At 35.1% G+C, this 24724-nt stretch carries 14 protein-coding genes; 11 read left to right on the plus strand and 3 right to left on the minus strand.

The window, feature by feature from the left end; translation table 11 throughout:
* Positions 1 to 230 precede the first annotated feature (230 nt).
* The 4 genes from L0669_RS15610 (at position 231) to L0669_RS15625 (ending at position 6889) form a co-directional block, all read left to right on the plus strand.
* Positions 231 to 866 (plus strand): hypothetical protein, encoded by a 636-nt coding sequence (locus tag L0669_RS15610; protein ID WP_173973331.1) that lies wholly within the window; start codon positions 231 to 233, stop codon positions 864 to 866.
* 177 nt (positions 867 to 1043) lie between these two features.
* A complete protein-coding gene (locus L0669_RS15615) occupies positions 1044 to 1499 on the plus strand; it encodes a hypothetical protein (RefSeq protein ID WP_173973332.1) in 456 nt (151 codons plus the stop codon).
* 764 nt (positions 1500 to 2263) lie between these two features.
* Entirely contained in the window at positions 2264 to 5452 is a 3189-nt protein-coding gene (locus L0669_RS15620; RefSeq protein ID WP_263758681.1) for a SusC/RagA family TonB-linked outer membrane protein, read from the plus strand.
* Between the two features lie 12 nt (positions 5453 to 5464).
* Positions 5465 to 6889, plus strand: coding sequence for a SusD/RagB family nutrient-binding outer membrane lipoprotein (locus L0669_RS15625; RefSeq protein ID WP_263758682.1), 1425 nt, complete (start codon positions 5465 to 5467; stop codon positions 6887 to 6889).
* Positions 6890 to 7233: 344 nt separating this feature from the next.
* On the opposite strand, the gene L0669_RS15630 is transcribed toward L0669_RS15625, so the two are convergent.
* Entirely contained in the window at positions 7234 to 7800 is a 567-nt protein-coding gene (locus L0669_RS15630; protein WP_263758683.1) for an adenylate kinase family protein, read from the minus strand.
* 202 nt (positions 7801 to 8002) lie between these two features.
* Complete coding sequence (locus L0669_RS15635; protein ID WP_263758684.1) at positions 8003 to 8821, minus strand: alpha/beta fold hydrolase; 819 nt, start codon at positions 8819 to 8821, stop codon at positions 8003 to 8005.
* A gap of 365 nt (positions 8822 to 9186) precedes the next feature.
* Here L0669_RS15635 and L0669_RS15640 point away from each other — a divergent pair, with 365 nt between their 5' ends.
* Entirely contained in the window at positions 9187 to 9657 is a 471-nt protein-coding gene (locus L0669_RS15640) for an energy transducer TonB (RefSeq protein WP_263758685.1), read from the plus strand.
* 5 nt (positions 9658 to 9662) lie between these two features.
* Here L0669_RS15640 and L0669_RS15645 read toward each other — a convergent pair whose 3' ends face one another.
* Positions 9663 to 13613 carry a hybrid sensor histidine kinase/response regulator transcription factor gene (locus L0669_RS15645; RefSeq protein ID WP_263758686.1) on the minus strand — a complete coding sequence of 1317 codons (3951 nt, stop codon included), beginning with the start codon at positions 13611 to 13613 and terminating at the stop codon, positions 9663 to 9665.
* Positions 13614 to 14002: 389 nt separating this feature from the next.
* Between L0669_RS15645 and L0669_RS15650 the strand changes: the two genes are divergently transcribed.
* The 6 genes from L0669_RS15650 (at position 14003) to L0669_RS15675 (ending at position 24603) form a co-directional block, all read left to right on the plus strand.
* A complete protein-coding gene (locus L0669_RS15650; protein WP_263758687.1) occupies positions 14003 to 17011 on the plus strand; it encodes a SusC/RagA family TonB-linked outer membrane protein in 3009 nt (1002 codons plus the stop codon).
* 18 nt (positions 17012 to 17029) lie between these two features.
* Entirely contained in the window at positions 17030 to 18556 is a 1527-nt protein-coding gene (locus tag L0669_RS15655) for a RagB/SusD family nutrient uptake outer membrane protein (RefSeq protein WP_173969630.1), read from the plus strand.
* An 80-nt stretch (positions 18557 to 18636) separates the two neighbouring features.
* Positions 18637 to 19809: a glycoside hydrolase 5 family protein gene (locus L0669_RS15660; protein WP_263758689.1), complete on the plus strand. Its 1173-nt coding sequence runs from the start codon at positions 18637 to 18639 to the stop codon at positions 19807 to 19809.
* 164 nt (positions 19810 to 19973) lie between these two features.
* Positions 19974 to 21014 carry a glycoside hydrolase family 43 protein gene (locus L0669_RS15665; protein WP_263758690.1) on the plus strand — a complete coding sequence of 347 codons (1041 nt, stop codon included), beginning with the start codon at positions 19974 to 19976 and terminating at the stop codon, positions 21012 to 21014.
* Between the two features lie 200 nt (positions 21015 to 21214).
* Complete coding sequence (locus tag L0669_RS15670) at positions 21215 to 23029, plus strand: glycoside hydrolase family 2 protein (RefSeq protein ID WP_263758691.1); 1815 nt, start codon at positions 21215 to 21217, stop codon at positions 23027 to 23029.
* A gap of 545 nt (positions 23030 to 23574) precedes the next feature.
* Positions 23575 to 24603 (plus strand): glycoside hydrolase family 43 protein, encoded by a 1029-nt coding sequence (locus tag L0669_RS15675; protein ID WP_263758692.1) that lies wholly within the window; start codon positions 23575 to 23577, stop codon positions 24601 to 24603.
* Positions 24604 to 24724: the final 121 nt, after the last annotated feature.

Here is a 24724-nt window from a genome sequence, read left to right on the forward strand (position 1 = left end):
ATATCTGATCGTATTGATAACTAGTGAGATACAAGTCTAAAATTGTTTTCTTAATTTTTGATTAATTTTTTATTGAAATAAGCCTCTAAAGCAAACAGTAAAAAACAATCTTATAATTTTTGATAAAAGTTAAGAATCAAAAAACAACTATGAGTTGATTTTTTATAGATTTGTAAATCTATATATTCGCCAAAAAATCACTGGGGAAACAATTATAAAATCTAAAGACAATGAAATTAGTTACTTCAACATTTTTATTTTTCATTTTTATTTGTTCGACTTCGCATGCACAATTAAGTTCAGATCAAATTTTTGAAAGTTTTAAACAAGGAGAACGCACCAATTGTTCGTCAATTGCTTTTATTAAGGCTTCTTTGAATGTTTACGGATTAGACAATCTATTTGTAACAGAAAAAATAAACGATAATTTACAAAAGATAACTTTAAAGAATGATGCTTCATTTGATCTTAAAAATGAAGAAATAAATAAAGCCAAAATATCTGCAGGTTTTCTATTTATTAAAGACAATTGCGAGAGCGAAAAAATAAGAGATTACGCTGTATTGACTTATGCAGTAATGGCAAAATACAAGCAAATTATTGATAAGGAATCTACTTTTGATGAAGCCTTAGAAGATTTAGAAGATGGAGCCGTTTACACACCAACCATCTATAAATATTTAGGTTTTAAACTGGGCAAACAAATACAAAAATTAAAGCGTCAATCAGGCAGTGAGTATTGTGGGGTAGTGGCGTGGTCAAAAGCACATGCGGTCTTTGTTTGCGAAGAATTTATGGACTATTACGGCAACAAAAAAAGCATCTGGATTAAGTATCCGGGACGTTTTAGAATAATCAAAACATAAAAAAAACAGAAAATAAGGGTAATTTTTCAGATCTCACAAAAATTAATTAAATAGTTAGAATAGAGGTCGATATAATAAGGAATTACCATCATTAAATAAAAAAAGGAATTAATAAAGTTGCAATTTAAGTTAATTTATATATTTTTGTTTTTATCAACAACCAATTACATTTATACAATGAAGAGCAAAATTACTTTATTATTATGCGTACTTTTCTTCTTGACAACTGGTGCAATTTCTGCACAGGCAAAAAATGCGCCAAGAAGTATTATTAGCACAACAGCCCTAATTCGTAAATACCACGATCAAAAAGAATTAAGTGGTATGCAAAAAGGAGAACTTTTAGAACTATACATCGAACGTATTAAAGTTTTAGTAAAAACTCTCCCTTACATCGCTTTGGTTACTAAACCAGGTGTTACTATGGCGGATTTAGGTATTCCAGACGATGGAGTTCACAAAAAAATATTAGAGAACCAGGCAGTGGGTACTACAACTTTCTTAGATACTACAGTAGAGTTTCAAAGAAAAATGATGCCGTACTCAGACAAAGGAAACCTTGTTGCAGCGATCTTATTTTACGAAAACACTTTAAAATCATTACACGAATTCAACGAATTGAACGAAATGTAATCTTCAAATTAAAGCAAGAAAAAAAAGTTTATACTGAAAAGTATAAACTTTTTTTTTGCCCTAAAACCAATTACTCCATCTGTATTGGTTTCTTTCTTCACAACTAATTATCCTTTTTAGTACGTTTCAGAATCATTAGTTTTTAATTTTTACTTCTTTTAAACAGACTTCATTAATGTCTGTTTTTTTTCAATTTCAAGATCATTTCAGATCAATTTTTTCATCTACAGAAAAACACTTTTTTGGCAATTTTTCGGGTATAAATAATCGTCAGGAATAAGGACTAGAAAAGTTAATTTCTCTGTTTTGATGATTTCTGCTTAGAAAAATTCTTACACGCATCAAAAATCTATTTATTGATTAACTGTTTTGTTTTTAGTGGTTTAAAAAAAAGGCTCCATATAATTAACATTTTTTTTGCAAAAAATTAGGCTAAAATTTTGGAACTAATAATTTTAATTTACCTTTGTTCTATCAAATTAGTAGAACTTATAGTGAATTAAGGGTTTAACAGTAATTTACGTAGTTTTTTTTAGAAATATTAGACCTTAATTTTTGAATTAAAATCTTCTAAATCTGACACAAATAATAGTAATCCAAAAAAAAGTAAAAATGAAAAGACGAATGCATAGCTGAAAAAAAAAGACCATTTCTGTTGCAGCAGAAATGGTGAAGCTTAAAGAAATTGTACATCTCTTATAAGGAAGCAGGAGTGGAGTAAATCTATCCTGGGCTTGCCTTATTTATTAAACTAAAACAAAGTAATGAAAAAAAAATTAAATAGATATGCATATTTATGCATTTTGTTGATTTCCATAGGGGTTAAGGCACAAGAGACCAAGCCATTAATTCAATCAAAACTAGAAGGAATAGTAGTTGATGCTGTTACAAAAGAGCCTGTAATTGGTGCTTCGATAAACATTAAAGGTACTACACACGGAGCTGTAACTGATTTTGATGGAAAATTTTATTTCCAAACCGGACAAAAATTACCTTACACACTTATAGTAAGTTATTTGGGATACAAAAAAACGGAAGTTGTAGTTACTGCAAATCCGGTTACTGTTAGTATTGAGCAGGAACAGAACGCATTGTCTGAAGTAGTGGTTACTGCATTGGGTATTACAAAAGAAAAGAAATCTTTAGGATATACTACGCAGGCACTTAAAGGCAAGGAATTGTCTGAGACAAAAGAAACGAATTTCTTAAACAGTCTTAGCGGTAAATTGGCGGGAGTACGTATTACGAATTCACAAGGAGATATGGGATCTTCACGTATTATTATTCGTGGAGAAACTTCGATTTCAGGAAATAACCAGCCGTTATTTGTGGTTGATGGAGTTCCGGTAGATAACTCACAATTAGGAAGTGTTGGTGGAGCTACTCGTGATTTTAGAAATGCAATTGCCGATTTGAACCCTAACGATATTGAAACATTAACGGTATTAAAAGGACCAAATGCTGCAGCTCTTTACGGATCTCGTGCTGCGCATGGTGTGGTACTTATTACGACAAAATCAGGAAGAAGCCAACAAGGACTTGGTATTACGGTTAGTTCTGGCTTAACAATCTCTCAGGTAGCGACTTTACCAAGTTTTCAAAATTCATACGGACAAGGTTCAAAAGGGAAATTTAGTTTTGTAGATGGTAAAGGTGGCGGAGTTAATGATGGTGTTGATGAAAGTTGGGGACCAAGATTAGACGGACGCCTTATTCCTCAGTTTTATTCTAAAGGTGTTGCTGTACCATTTGTAGCACATCCTGATAATGTGAAAAACTTCTTTAATACAGGTCTTACTTACGACAATAGTATCTCTATCGCCAAATCAGATGATAAATCAGATTTCCGTTTAGGGGTAAACAATCAAAAACAATTAGGAACTGTACCTAATAGTGAAATAAACAAAACAAACTTTACAGTTAATACGAATTACCAAATCTCTAAAAACATTAAAATTGGAGTAACTGCAAATTATATTGTTACAACTGCACCAACGTTGCCAGGTGGGCCATCAGGTAACCGTGCAGCGGGTGTAATGCTTCAGTTTCTTTGGTTCGGACGTCAGGTAGATACGGATGAACTTAGAAATAACAGAGACGTAAACTGGAACAACAGTTACTATAGTAACCCGTACTGGAATGCGTATTATAATACTACAAGTCAACAACGTAACCGTTTTATTGGAGACATTCACTTAGAAGCAAAAATCATAGACGGGCTTTTATTTAAATTCCGTACAGGAGTTGATTATTATAATGATCGCAGAAAATACCAGATTAAATATGGTACAAACGGAACTCCTTTCGGATCGTATGCTGAAGATGCTTACACTGTAGACGAAAGAAATACAGAGGGTATCTTGCAATATACTAAGAAAATAAATGACGATTTTAGTATAGACGCTCTTGCCGGATTCAACGTACGTAACCACAGTGATGCAAACAATTACCAAAAAGCACCACGTTTGGCTGTACCGGATTTATATACATTAACGAATTCACGTGATCCGTTGACTTCATCGAATCTATATTCAGAGTTACAGGTTTATAGTGCATATGCTTCGGCTCAATTAGGATATAAAAACTATGCGTTTTTAAACGTAACAGGACGTAACGACTGGTCATCAACATTACCAAGCAGCAACCGTTCTTATTTCTATCCTTCTGTTAGTGGTAGTTTAGTAGTTTCTGATGCTTTAAATATAAAAAGCAATACACTTGATTTCTTAAAATTACGTGGTGGTTGGTCTGAAGTAGGTAATGATGCAGATCCGTACCAATTGAATACAGTTTATAATTTCCAGGCGGCATTTGACGGAAATCCAATTCAGACTTCTTCTAAAAAGAAACTTAACGAGAACCTGAAACCAGAGACAACACGTTCTACTGAATTAGGTTTAGAATCTTCTTTCTGGAGAAACAGATTGCATTTTGATCTTGCTTATTATAACACAAATAGTTTCGACCAAATTCTTGAAATTAAAACAACTACAGCAAGTGGTTATGATTCTCAATTAATTAATGCCGGAAAAATAAACAACCGCGGTATCGAAATTCAATTGGATGGAACTCCTATTCAAACAGAGGATTTTAAATGGAATGTGGGTGTAAATTATTCAAAGAATAAGAGTAAAGTAGAAGTTCTTGATTATGACAGACTGATTAAAAACTATACTATCGCAAGTTCTGGTGGTGTTGATGTATTGGCTTCTGTAGGGCAGGCTTATGGTGCGCTTTACGGTACGGCTTATTTACGTGATGCAAACGGAAACATTGTTGTAGGTGATAACGGATTACCAAAAGCTGATCCGCAAAAGAAAGTATTAGGACATTATACTCCTGACTTTTTAGGAGGAATCACCAATACTTTGACGTATAAGAATTTTGAATTTTCATTCCTTGTGGATGCTAATGTAGGTGGAGAAATTTTCTCAGGAACAAACAGAACAGGTAATTATACTGGAGTATTAGCGCAAACACTTCCGGGTCGTGGTGCTGAAAACGGAGGATTAAATTACTATTATCCAAACAATGATGATACTAAAACAAAAGTATTACTAACAGGTGCTGCTCCAGGCGGAATCGTAGTTTATGATGATGGTATGATATTTAAAGGGGTACATGAAGACGGAACTCCTAATACACAAGTTTTAAGTGCTCAGGAATATTATAAAGCATCATACAACATTAGTGAAGCTTATATCTACAGTTCGACTTTTGTAAAATTAAGAGAAGTAAAACTGAGCTACAACTTTGATAGAAAATTTGTTAAGAAGCTTGGTTTCCAGGCAGCAAGCATTACAGCTACTGGTCGTAACTTGTTTTTTATCTACAAAGACGTGCCAAATATCGATCCGGAATCGGCTTTTAACACCGGAAACGGACAAGGATTGGAGAGTTTAGCTTTACCAACTACAAGAAGTTTTAGCCTTAATGTTAATCTTAAATTTTAATAAAACGAAATCATGCTAAAAAAACTATCATATATAACGCTATTTGCACTGACATTGGTGTCTTGTAGCGACACTCTGGATGATGTAAATAAAAATCCAAATGCAACCGAGACTCCATTAGCACCTTACCTGTTAACAGGATCATTAAAACAGGGCGCTGACTTATACTGGGGTTCAGATAATAACTTTAACTCGTCTTTGTTGTTTGTACAGCATTGGGCTAAAATTCAATACACTGAACCGGACAGATACGATGTATCAAACACGACTTTCACCTCACTGTGGAATACGGGTTACGCTACTTTAATTACAGATTTAAATACTATAATTAATTTTCCGGCAGCACAGGCCAATTCAAATTATAAAGGAATTGCGCTTACATTACGTTCATGGACATTTTTATTATTGACAGATGCTTACGGAAGTATTCCTTATAAAGAAGCAGGAAAAAAAGTAACGCCTTCTTATGATCCTCAATGGGATGTATATACAGGATTACTTGACGACCTGAAAAATGCGCAGTCATTATTAAGTACATCAAACGGTGCAGTAACTGGTGATTTGGTTTATAAAGGAGACATTACAAAATGGAAAAAGTTCGTAAACTCGCTTCGTTTACGTATTGCATTGAGAATTTCAGATCAGGAACCTGCTTTAGCAAAACAAGCTGCTATTGATGCAACAACTGATGCTGCCGGAGTACTTGGCAGTAATAGCGATACTTTTAAGTTTACTTATATCAGTTCGCCACAACAAAATCCGGCTTCGGCGTGGTTTGAAACTCGTGATGATTTCCGTATTTCAAAAACGATGGTGGATAAATTGTATGAGTTAGCAGATCCGCGTTTACCGGTTTTTGCTCAATTACCATCTGATACAAGTGTAGGTAAATATGTAGGAGGTGGTAACGGATTATCAACCAGCGCAGCTAATGACCAGGGATTTGCTAAAACATCAAAACCAGGTACCTACTTCCTTACTTCGTCATCACCGGCTGTAATTGCATCTTATTCTGAAACGTTATTTAACCTTTCTGAGGCAGTAGCACGTGGTTATATCGCAGGAGATGCAGAGCAATTGTATAAAAATGCCATAACAGCATCTTTAAATCAATTTGGTATTACAGATGCAACAGTGATCGCTAACTATCTTAATCAGCCAACCGTAAAGTATGATGCAACAAATTATGCAAAATCGATAGGTACACAAAAATGGATTGCATTTTTTGGTCAGGGACTTGATGCTTTCGCAGAGTGGAGAAGATTGGATTATCCGGTATTGAAAGCTGGTCCGGCTACCGTTTTAGACGGAAAACTTCCTTTGCGTTTCTTTTATCCGGGTACAGAGCAATCCTTAAACGGTGACAATTATAACGCTGCAGTAGCAGGTCAGGGAAAAGATTTACTTACTTCAAGATTATGGTTTGATAAAAAATAAACCAGATTACAAAAAGTTTTGATAGTTCGAAATTAGCTATCCACAAAGGGCTGTCTCAAAAGTTGAGACAGCCCTTTATTATTTAATGAAAATTAAGCTTTTACTCTTTATACCGTTTTATCATTCCATAGGAATGTTTCATCGGTAGAAAAACCGTCAAGCAGGTCTACGTTCCGTAGGAATGTTTGATATATTAGATAAAAAATGGTGATGTCAAAGCAAACGTTCCTACGGAACGTAAAATAACAATAACAATATAATTTCTACCGATGAAATGTTCCTATGGAACATTTTTAGACAACTTCTTTTTTACGGTTTTTTTTCTGATAATGCAATTCAATACATTATACCAGACAATCTTTTATGCGTTCGGTGATTTCTTCAATTGTTCCAAGACCATCAAAAGTCAATACTTTCATTTTCGATTTCATATATTCAATAGCAGGTCTGGTCATTTCTTCAAAAATTTCTATTCGTTTTAAATGAGTTTGCGGACTCTCGTCATCTTTACGATTAGAAGTTTCAGCTCTTTTTTTGGCTCTGATTAATAATTCAGATTTTGGAACATCAATATTGATTACTTTGCCAATTTCCATATTTTTAGACTTAACAAGTTCAAGTAAATCATCAACCTGAGGTTTCGTTCTTGGATAACCATCTAAAATTATTCCGGCTCTTGATCTATTCTCATCAAGTATTTTACTAAAAAGATCTTTTATTATAGCATCAGGTACTAAATCTCCCTTTTCTTCATATTCCGACATTATTTTTCCTAATGCTGTTCCGTTTTGTTTTTCTTCTCTGCATCGGTCTCCGGTCGAGATGTGTTCAAAACCCAGTAATTCTTTTAGTACATTACATTGTGTTCCTTTTCCTGAATAAGGAGGTCCGGTTATTATTAATATTTCCATTTAAGTGTGTTGTTTTTCAATTCGTTTTTCAGACAAGCGAATATAAGAAATATATGCAGCACAATGAATGGCTATTTTTAATAAAGAAATAGAAAATACTTAGCATCATCCTGTTCTGCCTCAATTTCGAAACAATTATTATAAATTAAAAAACCTCCAAAGTCATTTGATTTTGGAGGTTTTTTTATGAAAATATTATTACTTACGATTTTATAAAATCTAAAATATCTTTATTAATAGTAGCAGCTTCTGTTGTTGGCATACCATGAGGGAATCCCGGATACGAAATTAATTTTCCGTGTTTTAATAACTTGGCGGCCTTAGGCGCTTGATTGTAAGGTACAATCTGATCGTCTTCTCCGTGCAAAACAAGAACCGGAATCTCTAAACTCTTAAGATCTTCAGTAAAATCTGATTCAGAGAAAGCTTTTATACCTTCATAATGAGCCAACACAGAACCCATCATTCCCTGACGCCACCAATTGTGTTTAATTCCTTCCTGAACCGTTTTTCCTTCGCGGTTCCATCCATAAAACGGAATAGGAAAATCGTAAAAATATTGTGCTCTGTTAAAACCTGTACCTTCTCTAATTTCATCAAAAACAGATAATGGTACACCATCAGGATTGGCTTCATTTTTTATCATTATTGGCGTTACAGCACTAATGATAATCGCTTTTGCAACGCGCCCTTTCCCATATTTTGCAGCGTAACATATTACTTCTCCGCCTCCTGTAGAATGACCTACGTGAATCGCATCTTTCAGATCCAGAGCCGCTGTTAGTTCCGCCACATCTGCTGCGTAAGTTTCCATATTGTTTCCTTCTGAGCTTTGACCAGAACGACCATGTCCGCGTCTGTCATGAGCAATAACTCTGTATCCTTGCTTCAGGAAAAACATCATTTGTGCATCCCAATCATCACCTGATAAAGGCCATCCATGATGAAAAACTATTGGTTGTCCAGTTCCCCAATCCTTGTAATAAATTTCTGTTCCGTCTTTTACTGTAATTGTACTCATCTTATTTTGGTTTTAGATTAATATATTTTAATGTAATCTAAGTTTTGGTCTTTTTATTTTGACTTAGATTTCTTGTACAAATTTATATGGGATGTGGGGATCTATGCGTTAACCTAGATTAAGTAATGAAGTTTTGAAAATTAAATTACTTAAAAAGAAGTAAATAGCATAGAAATTTTGTCTTTCAAATTTAATACTATTTTTTGTAATTAGTTGTAAATTAAATTATTACAAAATTATTTAATTGTAATGCTTCTGTTTTAAAGCTATTTGAATATAATAGACGAATGAACTCGGTTTTTATTAATTTTACTCTAACCGAATATTTAATTTATATTTTGAAGTATAACTCAATACAATATATAATGAAGAAAAAGTTTCTTTTACTTATTAGTTGTATCATAATGGCAAGTTGCCAAAATGAGAACAAGAAACCTGCAATTGTCAATCCTCCTTTAAAAGTTGAAAAGGAGTCTCTGGAAAAGACTTTATTAAAATATAAAGTTGATGAAAATGACAAGAAAATTTACGGTCCATCATTGGTAGACTCTTTGCCTAAATATCCGGAAGGTATGGATAAGTATCATATTTTCTTAACCAATACTTATGTAAAAACGCAAGAATCAATTGATAACGAAGCAATGGGTGGAGTTTTTGGAACTATTTTAGTTGAAAAAGACGGAACCTTGTCTGATATACAAATCCTTCATGATTTTGGTTATGGATCAGGGGAAGAACTATTGAGGGTTTTGAAATTATCTCCTAACTGGATTCCTGCAATAAAAAACGGAAAACGAGTAAGATGTTTGTACAGCGTTCATTATTATGTTCGTTAGTTATTTTATTTATTCATGGCAATGTACTCAGATGGTGTCATCGAAAAATGCTTTTGAAAGTTTCTGCCAAAACTCGTTTGCGATTTATAGCCCACTTTTTCAGCAATTTCATACATTTTAAAATTCTCATTCAAAAGCAGTTCTGCGGCTCTTTTTAAACGAACAATATTGATGAGTTCGTTTGGGCTTAAGTTCGAAATATCCTTTATTTTTCGATACAAAGTCGAACGGCTCATATTCATAATTTCTGCCAAAGATTCTACACTTAAATCCGAATCTGTGATGTTTTTTAAAATCTCTTCGTCGAGTTTTTTAAGGAACTTTTCATCCGTTTTATTGTGCGCAATACTTTTGATATGCGAAAGTGGAGAACTCGCATAATAATTCATAATCTGTTTTCGGTTTTCGATCAGATTATTCGCCTGAACCTTTAAATAATCCATCGAAAAAGGTTTTGCGATATAAGCATCTGCACCAGATCCAAGTCCGTCAATTTGAGATTTCAGCGAGTTTTTGGCGGTAAGCAAAATCACCGGAATATGACTCGTTTCGAGATTCGCCTTAATTTCTTTACACAACGTAATTCCATCCATAACAGGCATCGAAACATCACTAATGACAAGTTGAATATTCTCATTATGAATGATTTTCAGTGCGTTTTCTCCGTTATCCGCTTTTAAAACCGTGTAAATCGAAGACAATTCGGTTGAAATAAAGTTCAGTAAATCTTCATTGTCTTCTACAATTAAAAGTTGAGGCTTTTCCTGTTTGTTTTCGGTTTCGATAGTTTCAGATTCTGCTTCATTTGCTTCATTTTCCGGTTCATTATAAAACATGAATTCCTCTTCCTGACGCAACGGTACAACAAGTTCAAAAACATTTAGTTTAGCATCCTGAAGTAACTGTAAACTTCCGTTGTGCAATTGCGTCAGCGAATGCGCGAGCGAAAGTCCAATTCCAGTTCCCGAAGTTGCATCCATATTATCAACCCTGAAAAACGGCTCAAAAATCTTATCCTTTAAGTGAAACGGAATCAAATTTCCGTCATTTTTTACGATCAAGGTCAATTTCTTTTCATCCCTAAAAAGCGAAATCGAAACTTTGTCTTTGGAGTATTTAATCGCATTATTCATCAAATTACTTAACACCTTTTTGAAAGCCTCTTTATCTACAAAAGCAAAAATATCTTTATCACCCAATTCCAGTTCAAACTCAATTTCCTTTTCTTCAATTAATTGACTGAATCTTAAATGAAAATTCCTCACCATCGACGAAATATTCGCCTCAACAAAAGTCAGTTTCAATCCGCCAATTTCGGACTTTCTAAAATCCAGTAATTCATTAACCAGCTTCAATAATCTCGAGGTATTTTTTTTCATTATCGAAAGATTTTGAGGCACTTCCGGCAATTGATGATCCATAACCAAAAGCTTTTCTAACGGGCCTTTTATCAACGTTAATGGCGTTCTTATTTCGTGCGCTACATTCGTAAAGAAATCAATTTTAGCCTGATAGATTTCTTTCTCTTTCTCGTCATTTAGATGTTTTATTTTTCGATTGTTTTTAATCTGAGTCAGGTTTTGCGAATAACGAATGATGTAATAAAACGAACCGCAAATCAGTAAAAAATAGAAAAAATACGCATAAGAACTGGCCCAAAACGGAGGCAGAATCCTGATTTTTAATTCAATTTCTTTACTCCAAACCCCAAAACTATTCAATGATTTTACTTTAAAAACATAATCTCCAGGCGCTAATTCGGTAAAGAAAACTTTATTGTTGCGTTCCAGATATACCCATTCATTATTTACATTTTCGAGTTTATACCAATATTCAGTAAGTTCCGGAGCCGTATAATTTAAAGATGCAAACTCCAGATTAAAAGAAGATTGATTGTTGTTGAGTTCCAGTTCATCAATATGCGAGATAGACTGTTTTATAGGCGAATCATCTCCGTTAGCATAAATATCCTTATTATTGATTTGTAGATTGGTAATAAAAATCGAAGGCGTGTATTTATTTTTGGTAAAATTCTTAGGATTAAAGCTAATCATGCCATTAAGATTTCCAAAATACATATCGCCATTTACATCCTTAAAAGCTGAGGCGTAATTAAACTGATCGCTCAGTAAACCATTTGCCGTGGTGTAAATTTTGATGCTTTTATGATCCGGCCCAAACTTCACCAAACCTTTTGAAGTGGTAAGCCATAAGTTTTTAGCATCATCTTCTAAAATCGAATACACAACATTGCTCGGGAATCCGTTTTTGGTGGTGAATTTTTTAAACGTCCTGCTTTTTTTATCGAATAAATTCAAACCGTTTTCGGTCGCAAACCATAAATGATTCGAACTGTCTTCAAAAATATAATTGATCGAATTATTGCTAATGCCATTCGGGTTTTTGTAATCATAAATAAAAACCTCTTTCTTTTTGGTTTTCGGATTATAATAAAACAAACCATCGCGGTAACTTCCTGCCCATAAATTCCCGTCGCGATCCTCTTTATAATTGGTATAATGTGTTGTTTCAGGAAAGGTTTTTAAGGTGTCGAAATTGTCGTTTTGCTCATTATACAAATAAAGTCCCATGGTTGTAATGACAATGAGTTCGTCTTTTTTTGTTTTATAAAAAGAAAAAATAAAATTACTTCGCAATCCAGAAGATGGATTATTGGCGCTGTAATGTTTGATCACCGTACCGGAATTTCGATCCAGAACATCCAGACCATGCTCAAAAGTTCCTACCCAAATTTTGTCTTTTCGGGGCATTAAAGCATGTATATTGTAATAGGAAACACTGTTTTTGCTTCCGTTAGGCAAATACGAAGTAAATTGCTGCGTTTTAGGATTAAACCGATTCAGGCCTGCATCTTCGGTTCCAATCCAGAGATCGCCCTTATCATCTTTATGAATTTCCCTGACAGCGCTTCCGCTAATGGAATTTTGTCCTTTCTGCGGAAAGTATTTCTTGAATTGCGTGTATTGTTTTTGATGGTAATTGATACCGCCAAAATAAGTCCCGATCCAAATTCCGTTTTCCTTATCAATAGTAATAGAATACGCCGCATTATCTGAAATTGCATACGGATCATTATAATTCTTTCTAAGATTTACACTCACTTTGGTTTTTAGGTTGTAGACATAAACACCAGATTCGCTGGCAATCCAGAGTTCGTCATTGCCTTTCTTTTTAAATTGTCGCACATAAACCGGATTTTTAGACGAAAAAACCAGGCTTGACGTGGTTTTGTTCGGAATATTATAGACTAAAACCCCATCATCCTGAGTACCAATTACAACATTATTTTTATCCAAAGCATAAATTACCGTAATTCTAAAATTTGCAGAACCCGCAGGAGGCGTGATCGGAATGTTTTCGAACGAAAGATTTTCTTCAGAATAACGGTAGATTTTATTTAAAGATGAAGCCCAAATCTGACCGTTCGCATCTTGCGTAATCGAAGTAACAATAAAGTATTTATTAGGGTTAAACGTTTTGGTTTCTTTTTTTACCGTAGAATATTTGTACAGGATATTTCCTGAAATAAACCAGATATTCCCGTTTTTATCGTGTTTTATATCGTTTATCCTGTCGTTAATTGCTTCATTTAGAACAGTAAACTCATCTGTTTTTTTATTGTATTGATACAATCCTTTATCAGTACCCACCCAAATTACACCTTTATATTCATGCAGCGACTGAATATAGTTGCTTCCTAAACTATGAATAGGGTTGCCATTACTGCGATAGGTTTTAAAACGATAGCCATCAAATCGGTTTAAACCATCTTTAGTTCCAAACCACATAAAGCCATCATCATCCTGCAAAGAAGTCAAAACAGTGTTGTTTGAAAGTCCTTCTTCGACCTGAAAATGTTTAAAATAATATTCTTGTGCCTGAATAAAATTTATCGAAAAAATCAATAAAAATAAAAAAAGAAAGAATTTACGCATTGTTGTGTTATTTAAGATAAAATCATGTTTTAATCAAATCGTGTCAATGTTCAACAAAATGATGCAAACCAGTGTTTATTGGGCTTATATTCTACAATTTGACTCATTTAAGATAGAAATTGACACAAATGAATCATTTTATTTTGAATTAAAATCATCTACTTTGACTTTTTAAATAAATGATATTGACAATTTTTAGGCTATAAAAATAGAGCATCAATAAAATTAACTTTAAAAAACAACACCATTAATACTTTTGAATTAAAATGAACAGATTATTATCATGTGCCAATTTAAAATGGCGTGCCGTTCGAATAAAAGACGGCTAAAACTTTACCAATTAATTGTAAAACCAACCAAGAAAGAAAACTATCTAAAATGAAAAATCAATGAAAACCAAACTCACTCAAATTTTAAAGCAGAGATATTACCTCTTGTTTTTCTTTAGTTTATTAGTGCAGCAAACGTATGCGCAACAGCAAATAACCATAACGGGAAAAGTAGCTTCTTCGACAGGAGAACCAATTCCGTTTGCTAACGTTGTCATCAAGAATACCAAAAACGGAGCAGTTACCGATTTCGACGGAAGATATAAAATTACTGCAGCTTCAAATCAAACCCTGATTTTTAGTTCGCAGGGATTTAAAACCATCGAAATCGCGATTAATAATGCTACAACAATAGACGCTTCTTTGCCTGAAGATGCGATGAAACTAGACGAAATTGTAGTTGTAGGTTACGGTTCGCAGCAAAAAAAGGATCTTACAGGAGCTGTTTCTCTTGTAAAAGCCGACGAAATTCAAAAGCGTCAGGTTACAACCGTTGCCGATGGACTTCAGGGTTTAGTGACCGGAGTTAAAGTTCGTGGCGGCGGACGTCCGGGACAAGAGGCCAATATCGAAATTCGTGGTTTAAAAAACCTTCAGAGCACCAATCCATTATATGTAATTGATGGCTTGGTTACATCGGCAAACCGCGATTTTAATCCTAATGATATCGAAACGATTCAGGTTTTAAAAGATGCATCTGCTGCAGCAATTTATGGCTCAAGAGCAGCAAATGGTGTAATCATTATTACCACGAAAAAAGGTAAAAAAGGCCCGCTAAAAGTTGAAGCTTCAGCAAAAACGAGTTTTACCACTATGCCAAGATATGATTTAATGGGAACTGAAGAATTCGCAAAATTCAACAATCAGGCTTATGATAATGCAGGAGCTCCAAGACAAAACTTAAATATGGCTGTAGATACAGACTGGCAGGATGTAGTTTTTCAGAACGGAATGATAAACGACTATAATGTAAGTGTTTCCGGAGGAGGAGATAACTCATCATTTTTTATGTCGGGAAATTATTTTGGAAACAAAGGAACTGTAGTAGGAACTGATTTTGACAGAATTTCATTTAGAGTAAATTCGAGCGGTTCTAAAGGAATTTTCAGCATAGGAGAAAACATTGCCATCAGTAATTCTAAAACCGATGAAATGTCAGGAAACCCAATTATCGATGTGTACAGATTAACTCCAACAATTCCGGTTTACGACGCTGCAAATCCTGGAGGTTATGGTTACGGAAAGCAAGGTGTTGCAGATACTTTTGGTACCAACCCTCTTGCATTGGCTGATTTTGCCAATACGATAAACGAAAATTTCAGAATAAGAGGAAACATCTGGTCTGAACTTAAATTCACACCGTGGCTTAAATACCGCTTCAATTTTGGATATGAAACCAGCTTTGACAGCTATAATTTCATGAGAAAATTAGGAAACTGGACATTAAACCAACCGGTAGAAAAATCATTCATCAACCAAAATAAAGGAAGATCAGAAACATTGCTTTACGAAAACACATTGACTTTCAAAAAAGCATTTGGTAAACATGATTTCACGGTTTTGGTAGGTCAAACATTTCAAAAAGACAATTACAACCAGATTTACGGAACAAAAAGAAATCTTTTAATCAATTCAGGAACAGGTTCGTACTATGATGTTCTGGATTTAGGAGATTCACCGGAAGTAGGAGGATTTAGAAACGAAGCGGCGCTAACTTCTTATTTAGGAAGATTAGAATACAATTACGACAACCGTTATTTGATTAATGCAGTGATACGTCGCGATGGATCATCAAGATTTAGCGATGACAACAAATGGGGGAATTTCCCATCAGTTTCTGCGGGATGGAGAATCAACAACGAATCTTTCTTTAAATCTGAATTTATTAAAGATTTAAAACTAAGAGCAAGTTACGGAGAACTGGGTTCAGGAAATATTGGAAACTACGAATACAAAAGTTTCATCAATACGTTTGGAACTGTAGTTTTAGGTAACGGACAAGGTTTGTATCCTGCTGCAACTCAGGTAAGATTATCAAATGCACAATTGCGTTGGGAAAAATTAAAACAAACCAACTTTGGGTTAGATCTTGGTGTGCTTAACAATGATTTACGCTTTACAGCAGATTATTTTGTGGCACGTACAGAAGATGTATTGTTTGGTTTCCCAATTTTATTAACTACAGGTAACGACGGAGGAAATCCAATTTCGAATGCTGCAACGGTAGAAAATAAAGGTCTTGAACTGGAATTGGCTTACAGCAAAAAAATCAATGATTTCTCTTTTAATGCTTCTATCAATTTCACTAAAGTGAATAATAAACTGGTTTCATTAGGTAACGGACAAAACCAAAACATTCAGGATAATACCATCACTCGTGCCGGAAACGCAGTAGGAATGTGGTATGTTTTGCAAACGGACGGATTATTTCAAAACCAGGCTGAAATTAACAACTACAAAAACGCCGATGGTAAAGTAATTATGCCAAATGCAAAACCGGGAGATATTCGTTTTAAAGATATTAACGGCGACGGAGAAATTACAAACGAAGACAAAGACATCGTAGGAAGCCCTTGGCCGGAATTTGAAATGGGTTTAAATGCAGGAGCTGAATACAAAGGTTTTGATTTTTCTATGAACTGGATCGCGTCTCACGGAGCAACAGTTTATGACGGATTTAGAAGTGTTGTAGATCGTTTTGATGACAATAGTAATTACAGAAGAGGAATTCAGCCATGGACTCCGGAAAACCCAAATACCGATTTTCCTAGAATTGTAAAAGGAACAACCTTAAACTCAAGAGGAGATACAGACAGATTCTTAGAAAGTGGTGATTTTATCCGCCTAAAATACATCGGATTTGGATACAACATTCCGGATAGTGTCTTGAAAACGGCAGGAATTACAAGAGCAAGATTAACGATATCGGCACAAAATGTAATTACAATTTCAAAATACAAAGGTTTAGATCCTGAGTTCAGTAACTCTAATATTTTTCAGAGAGGTGTTGATAATGGCGCTTTCCCAAATTTACAGACGTATTCATTTGGTGTTGAATTTAGCTTCTAATTTAAAAAAAATCGCGTAATGAAAAGAATAATAGTTTTAATAGCAATTTTTTCAGGCCTGTTTTTCACATCATCATGTGAAAACGAACTGGACCTGAACAACCCAAATGCTGTAACAGTAGATCAGTATTGGAAGACAGAAAGTGACGCACAGGCAGGAGTAAACTCTATTTATGCCATGTTTTATAAAGATGGATTATGGGCAAGATGGATTTATTTCCGTTTGGATTTAACGTCTGATGAAGGATTCAGTAATAGCCCGTGGACGGAATTAGCAGACTGGACCAGATTTAATTATATCAATTATAATTTTTGGGAAGGGCAGGTAGTAACCTGGAGAGATACGTACAAAGCCGTTTTTAGATGTAATCAGGTATTAGCAAATGTGCCAAATATTACTTTTCAGAATGAAGACGACAAAAAGAAAATTATAGCACAGGCGAAGTTTTTTAGAGCGCTGCATTACTATTATGCTGCCATTCTTTGGGAGAATATTCCAATCGTTTTAGAGCCTTCTACACCTGCAGATTTGCCGGCACAGAAAAATGTAACCGAAGTTTTTGCACAAGTAGAAAAAGATTTGAATGAGGCTTTCGCCGATTTGCCTTCTTCATGGTCAGCAGATCAAACCGGAAGACCTGACAAAGGAGCTGCAAAGGCTTTTTTAGCAAAAGTATACATGCAACAGCACAAATGGGCCGAAGCAAAAACGGCATTAGAATATTTAATTAGCGGTCCGGGTGCCAAATATAATTTGGTAGCCAATTACAGAGACAACTTTACGGATGTAAATGAAAACAATAAAGAATCCGTATTTGAAATTCAGTTTGGAGATCAAAAAAGCGGAGGAACAGATGAAGGTCAGAGTGCTGCAGTTTCAAGCAACCGTGCGCAGTTTTTTGCACCAAGAGGAATTGGATGGTCAGACGGACAAGCTCGTTTTTGGTTAGTAAATGCCTTTAAACAAGAAAAAAACAAAGACGGAAATCTTGACACCAGATTAAGATATACGTTATACTACCCACAATTACAAGCTGATTTTGGAGACAAAGTATACGGTAAAAACTGGGAGTGGGGCAATGACGAAGCGTGGTTTAGAAAAGGAAGCCGTGATTATTACAGAAACAACGAAGATTATTACAGTCAGGTCAACTACAGACTGGTTCGTTATGCTGATATATTATTGCGTTACGCCGAAGTGCTAAACGAAACGGGAAATACAGCTGATGCCTATCAATATGTTGATTTAGTGAGAGCGCGTGTCAACATGAATACTTTGGCAGCAGCGCATCCTGAAATTGGAAACGATCACGATAAATTCTTAGAAAGATTAAAAACAGAACGTGTTTTAGAATTGGCCGGAGAAAGTGTTCGCTGGGAAGATTTAAAACGTTGGGGAGATTTAAACACTCAGGCTTCTGTAGATAAAATTGCACTTCGTGATCCTGATTTTAAAAACTTTGTGGTAGGAAAAAATCAAAGATTACCTATTCCGCAAGTAGAGGTGCAGAACAACCCGAACTTAAAACAACACGCAGAATATTAAACCATTTTTAAAGGGAATCAGATGTATTTGATCTGATTCCCTTATTAAAAGAACGATCGTTCATAATAACAAAAATTATAATGAAAAAAGTAAAATTGTGTCTGACATTAATGTTGGCAGGACTAGTATTGCTTAGTTGCAACAACAAAAAAAACAACACCGAAGAAAGTAAAAGTGAAACCGCTACAATCGAAAAAAGAGAAATCTGGACAAAAGATCAGGCCAATAAATGGTACGCAGAACAACCTTGGTTAGTAGGCGCAAATTATTATCCTAGCACAGCTATAAATCAGTTAGAGATGTGGCAGGAAGATACATTTGATCCCAAAAGAATCGATCAGGAATTGGGTTGGGCAGAAGGTATTGGCATGAATGTCATGCGCGTTTACCTGCACGATTTATTGCACCAGCAAGATGCGGAAGGACTTTACAAACGAATGGACCAATTTTTGGAAATTGCAGATAAACACCACATTAAAACACTATTTGTTTTATTTGATTCCTGTTGGGATCCGTTTCCTGCTTTAGGAAAACAAAGAGCCCCAAAACCTTACACACACAATTCAGGCTGGGTACAAAGTCCGGGACAAAAAGTACTACAGGATAAAACACAATATCCTCGTTTAGAGAAATATGTAAAAGAAACCGTTGCAAAATTCAAAGACGACCAACGTATTTTGGGTTGGGATGTCTGGAACGAACCGGATAATATGACGGGACCGTCTTACGAAAAAATCGAAATCAAAAACAAAGTCGATTTGATTTTACCCCTTTTAAAAGATGTTTTTGCCTGGGCGAGAGAAAGCAATCCGTCACAACCCTTAACTTCCGGAGTTTGGGTAGGCGACTGGAGCGATGAAGCAAAGATGAAACCAATGCACAAAATGCAAATCGAGCAATCTGATGTAGTTTCTTTTCATAATTACAATACTCCGGCAGATTTCGAAAAAGTAATCAAAGAATTACAGCGTTACGGAAAACCATTATTGTGTACAGAATATATGGCAAGACCCAACGGAAGCACTTTTGAAGGCTTTTTACCAATTGCAAAAAAATACAATGTTGGTATGATCAACTGGGGTTTTGTTGACGGAAAATCACAAACCAAATACGCGTGGGACAGCTGGACTAAAAAATACAATTCAGAGCCAAAACTTTGGTTTCACGAAGTACTTAAAAACGACGGAACGCCATACATAAAAGCAGAAACAGATTTGATTAAGAAAATGACATCTGAGGTAAATAAGAAGTAATTAGATAATTAGATAATGTGTCAATTTGATAATTTAATTAGCCACTGATTTTACGGATTAAACGGGTTTTCGCGGAGTATTTTATAACATAAAAAATTAAAAGAAACTGTGAAAATCCGTTTAATCCGTTTAATCTGCGGGCAATAAATAAAAACGTAATAGCAATGAAAAAATACAGCATGAAACAGTTCTTTTTTCTGGCAGCAATTCTGATTGGTTTTTCTGCGAAAGCGCAACAGCCGGATCCACCGGGACAAGTTAAGGGAAATGAAAAACCTAAAAACGAAGCCTACCTTTTTGCGCACATGACGCACAACGATTACGGCAGATTGTATTATTCCGTGAGTCTTGATGGTTTGCATTGGGAAAATTTAAACAGCGGAAAAAGAGTTTTTGAGGATTATAAAGGACATCCGGATATCTGCAAAGGTCCGGACGGAAAATATTATATCGCCGGAAATACTGGCGACGATGCAAAAACGATCAATATTTGGGTTTCGGATGATTTAATTACCTGGAAAAAGCATTCAGATTATACGCCCGATTTAAAAAGCACGCCCGATTACGCTAATGCTTTACAGCGAATTGGTGCACCAAAATTGTATTACGATCAGGATTCTCAAAAGTTTATCATGACCTGGCATACGCCACATCTTGACGGAACAAAAGAAGATCCGGAACGTTACTGGGCAAGTCAGCGAACTTTGTATGTTTTATCTAAAGATTTAAAAACTTTCGAAGGAACACCAAAACGTTTATTCGATTGGGATATGGGAACTATAGATGTTTTCATTCGTAAAATTGGCGATTCGTATTATGCTGTAATTAAAGATGAAACCTATCCAACATTATACTGGACAACAGGAAAAACCGTTCGAATCGCGAAATCAAAATCATTATTAGGACCTTATTCTTTGCCACAACAATCGATCAGTCCAAATTTTAGAGAAGCGCCTATGTTAATTCCTTCTCCTGATGATAAAATATGGTACATGTATTACGAGCAATATCCGGGAGTTTCTTACGGATTATCAATCGCAGATAACCCAAACGGACCATGGTTTCAAGCTTCAGGTTATACCTTTTTTGCCGATTGGGATAAATATAGTTTTCCTGAAAAAGTACGCCACGGATGCATGATTACCATTTCGAAAAAAGAATACGACGGTTTGGTGAAGAAATTTGGCCTTGTTAAAAAGTTATAAGTTATGAATTATGAGTTATGAATGAAGATTTGAGTCAACTTATAATTCATAACTCAAAACTCATAACTCAAAAAAGGATTGGTTAGTTAAGTTAGTGTTTGAAATTACCAGGCTATGTGGATATAGTCTGGTAATTTATTTAGTAAAGAAGAAAATGAAATGGCAATAATTCTTAGAATCGTTGCACAAAACAAGATATAATGAATAGAAAAACAACTGTTGTATTGGCGCTTTTTTTAAGCTGCCTGGTTCATGCACAATGGAAACCTCAGGGAGATAAAATCAAAACAAAATGGGCAAGTCAGGTTGATCCTGCTAAAACATTACCGGAATATCCCCGTCCGATTATGGAGCGTAGCCAATGGAAAAACCTGAATGGATTATGGAATTATGCCATTCAGGAGTTTGGTAAAACGGCGCCTTCAAAATATGACGGGCAAATTTTGGTTCCGTTTGCGGCTGAATCTAGTTTGTCTGGCGTGATGAAAGAAGTTGGCGCAAAAAATGAACTTTGGTACGAAACCAATTTTTCGATCGAATCGAACTGGAACGGAAAAAACATTCTGCTGCATTTTGGTGCTGTCGACTGGAAAACAGAAGTTTATATTAATAATATCAAAGTTGGTTCGCATACAGGTGGTTACACGCCATTTTCATTTGATATTACACCTTTTATCCAAAAAGGGAAAAGTCAAAAACTAGTGGTAAAAGTTTGGGATCCCTCCAATGATGGACCACAGCCAAGAGGAAAACAAGTTAAAAATCCCGAAGGAATCTGGTACACGCCCGTTACCGGAATCTGGCAAACCGTTTGGATAGAACCTGTAAATGCAAAAAGTATTTCAACCTTAAAAACGACACCTAATATTGACCAAAACACGATTAGCATAAAAGCTGATATTACCGGAGCAACAACTGGAGATTTAGTCGAAATAGCTGTTTTTGATGAAGGAAAAGAAATAGCCAAAGCTAAAGCTGTAGTGGGCGAAAGCAATGATATTGTTTTGAATAATCCAAAATTATGGTCGCCGGAAAGTCCATTTTTATATCAGACAAAAATTCGTTTGATTAGTAATAATAAAGTGGTTGACGAAGTGAAAAGTTATTTTGCAATGCGAAAAATTTCATCAAAAAGAGATGAAAGCGGTATCGTGAGAATGCAGCTTAATAACAAAGATTACTTTCAGTTTGGCCCTTTAGATCAGGGTTGGTGGCCAGACGGATTGTATACGGCACCAACTGATGAAGCTTTAAAATATGATATTATAAAAACCAAAGAGTTAGGTTTTAATATGATTCGTAAACATGTAAAAGTCGAGCCGGAACGTTGGTATACGCATTGTGATCAACTGGGCATTTTAGTTTGGCAGGATATGCCAAGCGGAGACGAACAGCCGCTTTGGCAAAACAGAAAATACTTTGAAGGAACTGAATTGCAGCGTACAGCAAAATCAGAAGAAATTTACAGAAAAGAGTGGCGAGAAATAATGGATCATTTGTATTCGTATCCAAGTATTGTGGTTTGGGTTCCGTTTAACGAAGCCTGGGGACAATTTAAAACTGTTGAAATTACAGAATGGACAAAAAATCACGATCCGAGCCGTTTAACGAATTCTTCAAGCGGAGGAAATCATTTTCAAACCGGAGATATTCTTGATTTACACAATTATCCGGGACCGGAAATGTATTTGTATGATGCAAGACGTGTAACCGTTTTAGGCGAATATGGCGGAATTGGTTTGCCACTTGAAGGTCATTTATGGAGAGCAAATGACAATTGGGGATATATTAAATTCAAAAATGAAAACGAAGTAACGGCAGAATATATTAAGTATGCTCAAATCTTAAAGAATTATGTCAAAACAGGTTTTTCAGCAGCAGTTTATACTCAAACTACGGATGTTGAGGGTGAAGTAAACGGTTTCATGACCTACGACAGAAAAGTAGATAAAATGGATTTTAAAGCTGTAAATAAAATCAATACTGAAGTTATTGATGCTTTGAATCATAAATAAGATTTTTGAATCTGAAGCAACTTTGTCAAAGTTTTAAACTTTGAGAAAGTTTATGTGAGCAAACTAAATAACATTTCAAAAACAATTAAACACATAGAAACATAGATTTTTTTGTTCTGAAAATAAGGAAATAGTAGAAACAAGTTTCTAAACATAGCGATAAAGGATAGCCCAAAGTTTCAACTTTGGGGCAATAATGATAAGTAACTCTGCGCATTTTTTGTCATCCCGAGGAACGAGGGATCTCCACAAGAAACTAACGCAAAGTATTTTATCTACATTGTCGAGCTGCTTGCGAAGATCCCTCGTTCCTCGGGATGACAAAATTGTGGTTACTTTATGTGTTTAAACCTGTTTATTTAATTTTTGATAAACTAAACATTCTTATGAAAACGAATGCCCTAGCCCCGATAGTAGAGGAAATCCTTTTGTGCCGGGGTTCGGCACAAAAGATTGAAACGGATAGCGGGATTAGCTCCTGAAAAAATAAATCAGCTTTGACAAAGTTTTCGATAAAAAACAAGCCCAACAACAAAAAATATAAAATGAAAAAATACCTAATACCTTTTTTATTACTGATGGTTTCAGCTGGATATTCGCAGCAAAAAACATTCACAAATCCTATTTTGCCATCGGGCGCAGATCCTTACAGTACGTATTACAACGGATATTATTACTACACTAATACGTTGCAAAACAGATTAGAACTTTGGAAAACAAAAGACTTATCTGATCTTAAAAATGCGCAAAGCAAAGTTATTTGGGAAGCACCAAAAGGAACGGATTATTCATCGGAAATCTGGGCGCCGGAATTTCATATTATAAACGGAAAATGGTATTGCTATTTTGCGGCGGATAATGGTGACAACAACAATCACAGAATGTATGTTTTAGAAAATAAATCGTCAGATCCGTTTAAAGGAAATTTTGAGTTTAAAGGAAAAATTGCTGCCAAAACAGACAAATGGGCGATTGACGGAAATGTTTTTGAACATAAAAAGCAATTGTACATGATTTGGGCAGGATGGGAAGGCGATACTAACGGACAGCAGAATATTTACATTGCAAAAATGAAGAATCCGCTTGAAATAGAAGGAGATCGGGTTATGATTTCGGCGCCAACAAACGATTGGGAAACGCACGGGGCTTTGCATGACGACAAAAATCCGGCGCAGGTAAATGTAAACGAAGGGCCTCAGTTTTTGTCGAGAAATGGTAAAGTTTTTATTGTGTTTTCGGCTAGTGGCTGCTGGACAGATTTCTACGCTTTAGGGTTATTAACTTTTACCGGTGGGGATAATTTATTGGATGCAGCGGCATGGAAAAAATCTTCGGAACCAATATTCAAACAGTCAGATAAAAACAAAGTGTATGCACCGGGACACAATTCATTTTTTAAATCTCCTGACGGAAAAGAAGACTGGATTTTGTACCATGCCAATTCGAATCCGGGTGAAGGATGTGGAAATAAAAGATCGCCAAGAATGCAGAAAATCAATTGGGATGCAAACGGATTTCCGGTTTTAGGTGAACCGGTAAGTGAAACTACAAAGTTGGCGCTGCCTTCGAAATAGAGGAAAGAGAAAAGATAATAGAATAAAGATAATAGAATAAAGATAATAGAATAAAGATAATAGAATAAAGATAATAGAATAAAGATAATAGAATAAAGATAATAGAATAAAGATAATATTA

It is taken from the genome of Flavobacterium bizetiae (assembly GCF_024271895.1).
Taxonomy (GTDB): domain Bacteria; phylum Bacteroidota; class Bacteroidia; order Flavobacteriales; family Flavobacteriaceae; genus Flavobacterium; species Flavobacterium bizetiae.